General features: G+C 62.6%; 5 protein-coding genes. 3 read left to right on the plus strand and 2 right to left on the minus strand.

Going from position 1 to position 11,739, the window contains the following annotated elements:
* Positions 1-451: 451 nt before the first annotated feature.
* Complete coding sequence (locus tag FJE54_RS02245; RefSeq protein ID WP_180326510.1) at positions 452-3,034, plus strand: winged helix-turn-helix domain-containing protein; 2,583 nt, start codon at positions 452-454, stop codon at positions 3,032-3,034.
* 243 nt (positions 3,035-3,277) lie between these two features.
* On the opposite strand, the gene FJE54_RS02250 is transcribed toward FJE54_RS02245, so the two are convergent.
* On the minus strand, positions 3,278-5,878 hold the full coding sequence (locus tag FJE54_RS02250) for a winged helix-turn-helix domain-containing protein (RefSeq protein ID WP_139651111.1): 2,601 nt from the start codon (positions 5,876-5,878) through the stop codon (positions 3,278-3,280).
* Positions 5,879-6,103: 225 nt separating this feature from the next.
* On the opposite strand from FJE54_RS02250, the gene FJE54_RS02255 reads away from it, so the two are divergent.
* Positions 6,104-6,478, plus strand: a complete 375-nt coding sequence (locus FJE54_RS02255) for a four helix bundle protein (protein WP_139651113.1) — start codon at positions 6,104-6,106, stop codon at positions 6,476-6,478.
* Here the strand turns inward: FJE54_RS02255 and FJE54_RS02260 are convergent.
* Positions 6,473-7,768 carry an ATP-binding protein gene (locus tag FJE54_RS02260; RefSeq protein ID WP_139651116.1) on the minus strand — a complete coding sequence of 432 codons (1,296 nt, stop codon included), beginning with the start codon at positions 7,766-7,768 and terminating at the stop codon, positions 6,473-6,475. The two genes, FJE54_RS02255 and FJE54_RS02260, sit on opposite strands and share 6 nt — an antisense overlap.
* A gap of 314 nt (positions 7,769-8,082) precedes the next feature.
* Here FJE54_RS02260 and FJE54_RS02265 point away from each other — a divergent pair, with 314 nt between their 5' ends.
* Positions 8,083-11,685 carry a hypothetical protein gene (locus FJE54_RS02265; protein ID WP_139651118.1) on the plus strand — a complete coding sequence of 1,201 codons (3,603 nt, stop codon included), beginning with the start codon at positions 8,083-8,085 and terminating at the stop codon, positions 11,683-11,685.
* Positions 11,686-11,739: the final 54 nt, after the last annotated feature.

Genomic DNA, 11,739 nt, shown 5'->3' on the forward strand with positions numbered 1-11,739 from the left:
GTAATCGGAATATCTTCTGTACTTTCGCGAGCGAAAAAATGTCGTTTAGTGGGCCTTGGCGGACATTTGAATCCCAGAAAACAAAAAGAGCCCTCGGGACAGGTGCGCCGCCCTTTCGCGAAAGCGAAAGCCAAGCGCGACACCCCCGATGAAATCGAAGAGCGGATCAGCCGCGTCATCCCCCGAAAAGCGAAAGCCTGGCCAGGCGCGTCGCCCTTCCGATGAAAAGCGAAGGCCGAGTTCGGCACAGCAAGGGTGCAGACAAACGAATAGGCCTTGCTTTACTTGCGAGCAGCCAACTAACTATATGAAGTATACTTATATTTCGCATTCAAAGCTGCGATCCGCAGCGGAGCGTCGGATTCAGGGCCGCGATCCTTTGCGGAGTTTCGGCCCGTGCCTGCCCGCTCGATGGGCGAGCAGGCAGGTCGCAATGAACGGAGGAACGTCTATGACGCACGACGAACAGGGTGCGCCCGCGCTGCCGCGCATCATCGAGCCGCGTCCGGCGCTCATGACCCTGCTCGCCGAACGGGCCGGCGGCCGCTTGCTGTACGTGCAGGCTCTGGGAGGCTTCGGCAAATCGGTTTCCGTGCGCCTGTGGCTCGAGCAGACCGGCGCCTGCGCCTCGTGGATCGCGCTCGATTCCTACGACAATGCGCCCGAGGCGTTCTACCGGCTGCTCTGCCGCTCGCTGGGGCTGTTCGACCTCGATGCGAGCGACGGCGAAGGCGCACACGGCAGCACGGACGATCGCGACCGCGCGAGCGACGCACGCTCTGCGCGCTACGACGGGTTTTCGGATTCGCCCATCGAATACGCCATGCAGCTCGCCACGCGCGCCCGCGACGCCGCACGAGGCGATGCGCCCGTTCGCTACGTCGTTCTGGACGATCTCCATACCATCACCCAGCAGGACATCCTGTATTCGCTCCCGCGCTTCATGAAGCGCCTGCCCGCCGCGTTTCGCTTCGTCGCGCTCAGCCGCACGGAGCCGCCCGCGCCGTTCATCGATGCCTTCGGCGCGGAGCTGAGCATGGTCCAAGCCGCCGACCTCTGCTTCGACGCAAGCGAAATCCGCGGGCTGTACGCCCAGTACGGGCATCGTCTTTCCGCAGAGCAATCCCGTCAGGTGTCAACCAGCACGGACGGGTGGCCCATCGCCGTGTCCTCGCTCGCGCGCAGCGGCGAGGTGCCCGACGACGAGCACGGGGGGCAGGCCGCCCTCGACCGCTACCTCAAAACGCTCGTATGGGACAACCTTCCCGCAGCAACCCGAACCGCGCTCATGCGGGCGAGCATCGTGGACGATTTCTCGCCCGATCTGTTCGCCGCGCTCTCGGATGCGCCGCAGCCGCGGGCCTTCATCGACGATCTTCAGCGGCAGAACCTGTTTCTCACCAAAGTGGACGGCGACCGCTACCGTTTCCACGCCCTGTTCCTCGAGTTTCTGCGCGCACGGCTCGGCGAAAGCCGCATCGATGCGCGAAAGCTTGCCCGCACGGTGGCGCGGTTTTACCACGGCAAGGGAGACGTGCTGACCGCGCGGCACTACGCGCTGTTCGCGGGTGATTTCAAGCTGCTCTCCGATCAGGTGCTGAGCCAGGTGCAGTACGACCGGCATTCCAACAACCGCTCCATGAGCGCGTACGTGGCAAGCGTCGGCTCGTACGTGGAAGAGCTGCCCGCCAAGGCGTTCGACAAGTACCCCTACCTCAACATCACGGCCGCGTGGTACCGCTACCTCACGGGCGACGCGTGCAAGATGGAGCAGGCGCTGGACCGGCTGCGCGCGAAGCTTCCCTTGCTGGCTCTGCGCCACGGGGAGTTTTTGGAGATCGCCCTGCTCACGTTGCTGCTCGACCCGCGACGCACCCTCATGGAGCTCGCGGGGCAGCTCGACCGGCTGCCCGCGCTCGGCTCGCGGCGCCACACCCAGCAGCAGGCGGCCTCCGTTACCGTGAACATGCCGCTCGCGCACCGCTGCCTGCGCGACTTCTACGAGCTTTCCCTGCTCGATTCGTTCGACGAGCTGGAGCGATCGGTGGGCGCGGTGTTCCGGCAGTACTTCAAGATAGCCATCCTCACCTGCCAGGCCGGGTTCGCCTACGAGCGCAACGAGTGGCACCGCTCGCTCGACTTCGCCGCGCAGGCCTACGGCGAGATCACCAACGAAACGTCCGACGAGGTGCTGTTCGCCATCCTCTCCCACCGCTGGGTGCCCCTGTTTGGCCTCGGCAAGGACGAGGAAAGCGACGCGATGGAGGCACGCATCGAAGCGCTGCTGCGCGAGAAAGACGCGCTGTACCTCATGCCGAATTTCCTCGCGCTCAAAACCGACGCGGCTCTGAGGCGGGGCGATCTTCAGGCCGCCGCAACCTGGCTCGACCAGTATTTCGTGCATCCCGACGCCGCGCTCCAGCTGTTCAAGATGTACCAGTACCTCACCACATGCCGGGCGTTCATCGCGCAGGAGCGTCTGGACGAAGCGGAGGACCTCTGCCGTCGGGTGAGCGCGCTCGCACGCAGCTTCGATCGCATAACCGACGCCGCCGAAGCCGACACGCTGCTGGCCGTCGTGCAGCATCTGCGCGGCAACGGCGAGGACGGGGTGTCCGTGCTGCTTGCGGCCATCGATTCGCTCGCGCCGTACCGCTTCACCCGGGTGTTCTCGATCGAGGGGAAAGCCACCGTCCCTTTGCTGAAACAGGCGCTCGCCCGCGTCGAGCGCGACCCGGCGGCGGCTCAGGTGGATGCGAAGTACCTGAACGCCATCTATATCAACGCCCAGGAGCAGGCCGCACGCCACAAGGGGTATGCGGCGGCGCCGTCGGACAAGGCGAAGCTCTCGAAGCAGCAGAAGCTCATGGTCGAGTACCTCGCCCGCGGCTACCGCAACGCCGAGATCGCCGAGGAGACGGGATTGTCGGTGCGCACGGTGAAGACCCACCTGTTCTACGCCTACCAGAAGCTCGGCGTGTCCAACGCGCTCGACGCCGTCCGCGAGGCCCGCCGCCTCGAGCTCATCGAGTAGAAGGGCCGCGGCGGATACAGCCCGCTTCCGCCCAAGGAGACGCAAGAGGGATCGGCCCGATGGCGCGACCGGGGCGTAACTTCGCATCCTGGGCACGCAATAAGATCGTCGGGCGAAAAACACGGTTTCGGCGCAAAAACCGTGTTTTTCGCCCGACGATTTGCATACGCCGACAACAGCTTCGGCGGATAGTTTGGCGTTCGTACGCGCGGAACCTTCATCGAGGCCTTTTCATGGCCGGTTTTACTCGATCAGCCCCAATTCCCGTGCTCTCAACACGGCATCGGGAGCGCAGTGCACGGCGAGCTTGCGGTAAGCCGCTTGGATGTGGCTCTTCACGGTGGGCATCGAAAGCCCCGTCTCCTCGACGATCTCGGCGTTACGGTACCCGCGCGCAAGCAGTTCGAGGATGCGCTTTTGCTGCTTGGACAGTTTTATCGGCTTATCGCTCCTGGCAAGATTCGCGCATACGCCGCGGAAGCGCCGAGAGCGATCGTGCGCCGCAAGAAACGCTTCCTGCACGAACGCGCGAGCGAGCGGACCCGCGTAATCGGGTTGCGCGATGCGTGACGCCAGGCTCTTGAGCACCGGCTCGATCGCCGCGCCCTCGTCAGCCACCACCCGCACATACCCGTAAGGCGCAAGCGCCTCGAGGGCCTCCGCGAGCGCATCGACGGCCTCTTTCTTCCTCCCAACAGCCCACAGCAGGGCGGCCAACAGGGTCCCGGCCTCCCCGACGTCGAGCGGACGCCGAAACTCCCGACCGAACGCGAGCAAGCACCCGAGCAGGCATTCAGCCTCGTCGGTGCGCCCGAGCACGATGAGCGAGCGCGCCGTCGTGAAGTGCTGGAACACGCGAACGAGCTCGATGCGCTTCACGTCGGTCACGAAGTACTCGTCCATCCAAACCCCCGCAGCGCGCCTGTCGGCATCGAACAGCCTGAGCTTCGTGCGGTACGCCTTGAGGTTCGGGAGGAAATACAAAGCGTCGCGTTCCACGAACGCCGAAAGCTCCTCGAGCGCGGCGGCCTGCGCCCCGTCGTCGCCCATCTGCCAGAGCGTCGCGTGGCGCATGAGCAGGATGCAGATGCGCCCGTCCTCCTTGTTTTCGGGCACGAGGGCCCGCCACGCTTCGTCAAGCCCGCCGAGCGCTTCGTCGAGGCGGTTGCGCTCGTAGGCGAAACACGCCGGCATGAGCGGGTAGATGTAGCCCCATTCGGCGCCGAGCAGCTGGGCGAACGTGCGCCCGAGCAGATCCATGCCGCCCTCTTCGAGCCCGATCGCCGAGTAATCGAGGTTGCTGCGGTGCGGGTACGGAAGGTTGTGCGTGAACGAGGCGATGGCCGTTGCCAGACCCTCGGGCGTGAACCGCTTGACGAACCGGCTGAACATCGAGAACTTCTTCGCCTTCTCGATGATGGTCGTCCGATGATCGACGCTGTAGGCGAGGATGACGAACTCGACGAAGCGCGAATCGGAAACGGCGATGCGCGGCAGCGTGCGGTACAGCTCGTCCATGTGGTGCTCGTAGGCTTCACGTTGGCTCGTCAGATACGTGTACCAGGCGGCGAGCACCCGCAGAGGGGGGCACGCCCTGTACGCGTCGTCGGTAAGCGCTTCGATGTCGAGCGTCCGCAGAAATTCGGCGTAGTCGGCCACCGATCCGCGGTTGTTCTCGAACAGAAACAGCAGCAGATACGTATCCATGCCGTGAAACTCGCCGCTTTCGAGCCAGAAGCGCAGCGCACGGGTGTAATCGCCGCGCGTGCGGAAGTGCTCGGCCGCGCGCTTGCAGAGGGCCGCATGGTCAACGCCGCCGGCGGCAGCCTTGTCGCGCAGGAAATCCTGGAACAGGTGGTGGTAGCGGTACGTGTCGCCGTGAAGCCGCGAAAGGAACGTGTTTGAGCGAGCGAGGCTGTCCATGACCTCGCGGGCATCGTCGCGGCCCGAAAGGAGCGCCGCAAGGTCGGGATCGAACGAATCAGCCACGCTCGTCGCCAAGCAGAACGCCCGCAAACCCTCGTCCCACGTGCTCCACACCTGCTCTTCAAAATAGCTTGCGAACAGATCGCGATCGCTTCCTTTCCCCATCTGCTCTGATTTGGCCAGAGCCGCCACGCCGATCGCCCATCCTTCGGTTGCCCCGAACACGAGATTCGTCTCGTCGGGGGTGATGAAGCGCCCGAGCGCGTTGAAGTAGTGGCGTATCTCGTCTTTGGCGAAACGCAAGTCATCGGCTCCCAGCACAGCCGGACCGTCGTCTGCGCCGATTTGCTTCCACTCTTCGGGCAGTTCGGCGCGCGATAAGAGCACGACCGAGAACGCCCCCGGCAGCCGCTTGAGCACGGCCGGGAGCGATTTGACGATCTCCTTGTTCTCGATGAGATGGAGGTCGTCGAGAACGAGCACGTGGCGCCGATCGAGCGGCAGCATCTCGGCGATCAGGCTGATCGCATGCTCGACGGGCGATGCCGAAAACGAAGGCGATTCGAGCACCGCGCGCATAGCGGCGTTTTCCGCCTGGACGGAATAAAGGCCGGTCGAAAGCTGCTTGTAGAACACCGAGGGCACGTTGTCGTAGCGGTCGAGCCCGATCCACACGGTAGGTCGGTTGCTTTTCTTGAGCCACAGAAGCGCAGACACCGTCTTGCCGCTTCCCGCAGGAGCGCCGATGTACACAAAACGCCTTGCCGCCGCACGGTTGATCGTATCGACGACGCGAAGGCGCGGGGCGCATATATCCGGGAGGGAGGCCGGGGCGAACTTATCGCTCAAGATGAGATCGGCGCACAGCCCCCCGTCGCCGGCGTCCTCGCCGATGGCGTCGCGTGCGTCGTCGGCCATTCGATCCCCTTTCCTCGTGCTCGCTGCGAACGTGCCTTGGACGCGATTGATCCCGAAACCGGACGGTCCCCGGCACGATCCTTCAAAACCTCATCCCGGATGATAGTTTTATTGGTTCGACCTCAGTATAGTCCAAATATGACCCAGGCATGCAGGAGTTCCGAAAGCGGTAATGCTTGCGGTACACGGAGCAATCAAGCTTAAAGATACAAGGACGGTGCCCCTATGGATCGATCGAACGAGGCGTTCGACTTCGCCATCCGCGTGGCCGAGCTCGTGCGGTACTTGCGCGAGAAGCCCGAGCGCTTCCCGCTTGCCGCCGAAATGCTGGCCGCCGGCGTGCGCGCGGGCATGGCAGCGCGCGACCTGGAAGATCTGACCGGCCCCGCCGAGACGTCTCGCGCCCGCGAGGCGGCGGCGGCCGTCGATGAGGTGCGCTACTACCTGGAGATGGCCGTGCGCTCCGGCTATGCAACCGATCTCGAAGCTTCGCGCATCCGCCAGATGGGAGCCGACCTCCACAAAGCGCTCGTCGGCGATTCGGCACCATCCACGCAGCACCCTTTCGATGCCGATGCAACTAAGCCAAGTATCTCATAGCGGCAGGCAATGTGCGGCGTAGAGGGGGACGTTGACCATCCAGCCTTCCTCACGATACCCCGCAAGCGACAATCGGACGGCTCGGCCCACCTCATAGGTCGAGCTGAAGCTTGCCAGGCTCTTGCTCTTAAGGTTCTCCTGCGCTTTCACCTCCACAGGGGTAATCTCGCCCTCGTTTTGATAGAGAAAGTCGATCTCTCCAGACCCCTTCGGCGACGACCAATAATAGGGATGCAGTCCGCAATCGGACACCATCTGCTGACACGCATACTGCTCCGCCAGCGCCCCTTTGAACTCCTCGAACAGCGTGTTGCCTTCGACGATGGTTCGACTGTCAACGCCCGACATCGCACTCAAAAGCCCCACGTCGACGAAGAACAGCTTGAACGCCGCTTCGTCGCGGTACGAGGCAAGCGGAACGCCCGGCTTGGCCACTCGGTCGACCCTCATCACCAACCCGCAATCAACCAAGAACTGGATGGCTTCGAAAAAGTCGCGCCCTCGCGCGCCCTCCTTCACCACGCCGTACACGAACTTCTTGTTCTCTCTGGAAAGCTGACGCGGCAACGAACGCCAAACCATACGGCAGCGCTCGGCCATGACAGGTGAGGCGTGCTTCGAAAGATCGGCTTCATACGCATCGAGTATATCTGCCTGAATGGCTCGAACCGATCCAAAATCACCGTTGGCAACAAAGGACTTCACAGCTTCAGGCATGCCGCCAACGTAATAGTACTGCTTCAGCAGATCGGCGTAGCGCTCTCTGAACACCCCCATCATGTCGAAATTCCTTGTCTGCAGGAAATCAACGAGAGATCGCTCGCCTACGGCCATCAGGAATTCATAGAAACTCATGGGGTAAAGATCCAGAAACGTCACCTTCCCCACGGGGAATGATACCCCCTGGTGCATGGCCACACCCAAAAGCGACCCCGCAACCGCTATCGCGTACTCGGGAGCGTCTTCGTTAAAGTACTTCAAAGCCGTCAAAGCGCGAGGCACGGCCTGAACCTCATCGAGAATGAGCAGTGTCGTGTTCGGGTTTATCGACTGCCCCGAAAATGCAGAGATTCCCGCGATAAGCCGCGAGGGCTCCAGCGATCCTGCGAACAATTGAGCCATGGCATCGTTATCCTCGAGCCGAACGTAGACGCACGTATCGAACATGCGAGCACCGAACTCTTTCAACAGCCACGTCTTGCCCACCTGACGCGCACCGCGAAGTACGAGGGGCTTTCTTGCAGGAGCATTCCGCCACGCTTCTAACTTGTCGAGCAGCACACGTTCCATCTGAAACCTCCATCGCCCTTGAATTACCGAAGCAGATCGTTTGACTATATCATGTGCGGCAGCAAATACACATTATTCGATTGAAAAATGTGTTCTGATGCACATTTTTCAATCGAATAATGTGCGACTACCGCACGCTGCCAACCAACTACCGCACGCCAAGGCAGCGGGCGCCACAGCAATCTCGCAAACCCTCATCCCGGATGATATTTTTCTACCGGCTGCCGCGTTATCGTGGAAGGGGATCGCACACCGCAAAGAAAGCATGCGCGTTTGAAGCGAACCCGATGCTGGACCAACCTGAAGGAGCTTTGATGAAACCCAGGCATCGCATCCTACGCCCGGTGCGCACCTTGCTCTGCCTTCTGCTTGCACTGAGCATGGTCGCCGTCATGACCCCGATCCCAGGCGTCGGCGCGGTCGCCGCATTCGCCGATCAGGAAGAAGGCAACACGGACCTGCTATCCGAAGAAAGCACCTACGACGTGCGCGGGCCCGCCGAATGGGCGCTCGACAAGGTGCTCGACATCGCCTTCGAGCTCGTCATGAGCGCGGCGCTCGAAGGGCTCGGCCAAGCGGCCGACGCCTCGGGCAACGAAGATCTCGTCGAAATCGTGGAGTTCATCGACGGCGTGCTCGGGGGAAGCTCGAGCATCGAGCACGAATGCGAGAAGATTTTGAAGGCGGTCGACGACCTCAGCCAGCAGATGGCCGATCTCGAGGCAGACATCGACGCGCATTTCAACGCGCTCGAGCAGACGATCACCCTCAACCAGATCGAAGATCAGCGCGCCCAGATCGTCAAGATGAGCGATTCGGTGTACGCCCCCGCGCTCAAAGCGTACAACGAGTACATCCAGGCTTCGAAAGACTACTCGGATTCGATCGGCACCACCAACGAGGCGAACCGCAAGCAGACGGCGCTCACCAAAGAACGCGCGATGGTAGCCGCGTTTGACAAGCTCGACTACCAGGCCGATCTCACCACCATCGAAACCTACGGCATCAACATGGGCAACTACACCAACCATCGCTACCTGTACAACCTTAACAAGTACGCCGACGAGACACTGCCGTTCGACCACCAGCGCTACGCCCTGCTCACCGCCGGCATCAACGACGTGGCGGCGAACCTCGGCATCGTCGCCTACGTGCAGCGCCTCGAGTACGACTACTGGGCGGCCAAGGCGAAAGCAGCCCCCGGCGACGCAACGCTGCAGCAAAAAGCGCTCGATCTTGAAAACGCGCTCAAGACCAACCTCGACCGCACCATCGACGACGTCAATTACCTCACGTCCGAGTACGCCAACAAAGACAACGATCCGAACTGGCCGCGCACCGATCTGCTCACCCTCATGCGCCCGTACGATTTCGAAACCGTCTACAGCTTCGACGCCCAGTACAGCACGAACCGGGAGTTCAAATATTACCAGAGCAGCGGAAACCGGGTCGAAACGAGGACCTGGCACTACACCACGAAAGCGCAGAAGACCCAATCGAACATGAAGGCCTACCGCATCTGCATCGACAACCAGCCCTATCTCGTGATGAGCGGCGAAAACGACCTTTCGTACGGCGCGAAGCACGGCGACGTCATCCACGGCATGCGCTACTGGGAGAAGATCCCCGAAGGCTTCGGCCTGCTTCTCGCCGAATACGTGGGCTTCCCCGATCAGGATTTCTACAACCTCCTTTCGACGAGGGACGGCGTGTACGAGATGCCGAAGGATTTCACGCCGCTCGCACCGCTCGTGTCGTCTACCCCTTACCGCACCTACGGCGGATCGCTGCCTCGCTATCTCGCCCACAACGGCATGTCCAGCTTGGGATCAGAATCGTACGTGATCATGAATTCGTACACCGAGCCCCTGTATACCTCGGGCGCGCTCAACCAGAACCACTACACAAAGTTCAACTGGTACAACACATCGATTCCCGCAAGCGGCGATTACGGAAGGGCGAAGGTCGCGCTCACCGCCGAAGACAGCGTGGGCGATGCCAGGCTGCTCGCCGTTTTGACGCAGAAAGCCGGAGCGCACGAGGCCCATCCGCTCTACCTGCAAACCGAGGGAAGCGGCCTTACCATCACCGCAACCGACAAGGATGGCAACGCCATCGCATCGGGCGCTCGGGTGGCGGCGGGAAGCCGCGTCACGATAACCGTGAGCGCAACGGAGCCCTCCGCACTCGATTCGCTCGTGCTCAAGAACCGCGGCGGGGAAGTGCTCCAAACGCTTGCAAGCGAGGGATCGGCTTCGCTTATCGAGGGAGGCACGAGCAACGCCACCTTCACGTTCACCATGCCCTATCAACCGGCCAGCCTCGTGGGGGTGCCGGGCAAAGCGCAGCCGAACCCGCTCAATTTCGCCGAAGACGCCGACGGAGCCTTTCTCGTGAGCACGCTCGACGACCTCGTAAAGGTGGCAGCAGCCTACGAGCAGCATCCGGGCATGTACGAGAACGCGACGTTTCGGCTTGCCGCCGACATCGTGAACCTGCGCACGCCCTTCCCCGCATGGACCACCCCCATCGGCACCGAGGCCCATCCATTCACCGGCACGTTCGACGGCAACGGCCACAGCATCGGCGGCTTCACGATGGACATGACGAAGGAGCCGCTCGCGAACCAGAAGTACGGCGGCATCTTCGGCGTCATCGGTGAAACGGGAATCGTGCGCAACGTGGCCGTCTACGGCACCGAATTCAGCGGCGATTCGGCGAACCATGCGGTTGGCGGGCTTGCGGGCCTCAATTACGGCTCGATCACGGGCTGCTCGACGGGATCGCCGCAGACCGGCTTCCGAGCGTCCGCACCGACACTAACGCCCGAAGAGCTCAGGCTCATGAACTCGACCGCAACGGGATTCGATGCGGGCGGACTCGTGGCCGTCAACCGCGGCCACGTGCTCAACTGCTGGTCGGGAGCCGATGTGACCGCTTCGGCAAACGGCGGACACGCAGGCGGGCTCATCGGGTATTCGCATCAGGGATCGAGCGTATGGAACTCGTACGCTATGGGCGACGTGCTCGGGGGCGGACAAGTTGGCGGGCTCATCGGGCCGAACTACGCCGACGTGCACAACGCCTACTTTTGCGGAGCGAGCGTTACGGGCGCTCAGGCGGGCAGCTTCATCGGCGCGAACCACCACGACGTGTTTGCGAGCTTCGTGATCGAGGGAGCCGCCGCGAAACCCTTCGGCAGCGGCTACAAGGGGGACAGCCCCGATTCGAGCCTTGAGGTGCTCTCGCATGCCGCCATGACCTCGCAGACCTTCGCCGACACGCTGAACACCGAGGTTACGGGGGACATGGCCTGGTGGGCGCAGTCGCCCGATGAGAACAACGGGTTTCCCTACCTGGTAAGCGACCCCATGATGAAGCGCACGATTACCGACGAGGCCACCGGCGTCACGCTTTCCGGAACCATGCACGTTGCGGCGCGCCTTGCGATCGAGCCCCTCGCCGAAAACAGCGCGAGCCGCAAGGCCCTCGTGCAGCACGCACGCGACGCCGGGCTTCTGGGCACCATGGCGGCGAGCTACAACGCGCTCCTTCCCGTTCTCGGCAAGAAGTCGGGGCAGCACGCGGTCGACGGCACGGTTACGCTGCGCATACCCGTAGCCCGCGAGCATCAGGGGCTCGCGATCACGGTGCTGCAGGAAACGCGCGGTGCGGTGGAAACGCACGATGCGGTTGTTCGCGAGGGGTTCGCCTCGATCGAAATCGACACGCTCTCGCCCTTCGCCCTCGTGGTGACGGACGACGGCTCGGCGGCTTCGCTCGCAAAGGTGGGCGACGACTCCGAGTTGCCCGCAAACCTGACAGCGCTCTTTGCGCTCGCTGCGTTGTGCGTGCTGGGAATAGTGGGGGGCATGCTGCGCAAGAGGCGGCGAAGCGCACCGGGGGCGAAGCGGTGAGCGAAGCCGTGCCGAAACCTCATCCCGGGAGATGGTTTTACCCGAACGATTCCT

The organism is Raoultibacter phocaeensis (assembly GCF_901411515.1).
Classification (GTDB): Bacteria; Actinomycetota; Coriobacteriia; order Coriobacteriales; family Eggerthellaceae; genus Raoultibacter; species Raoultibacter phocaeensis.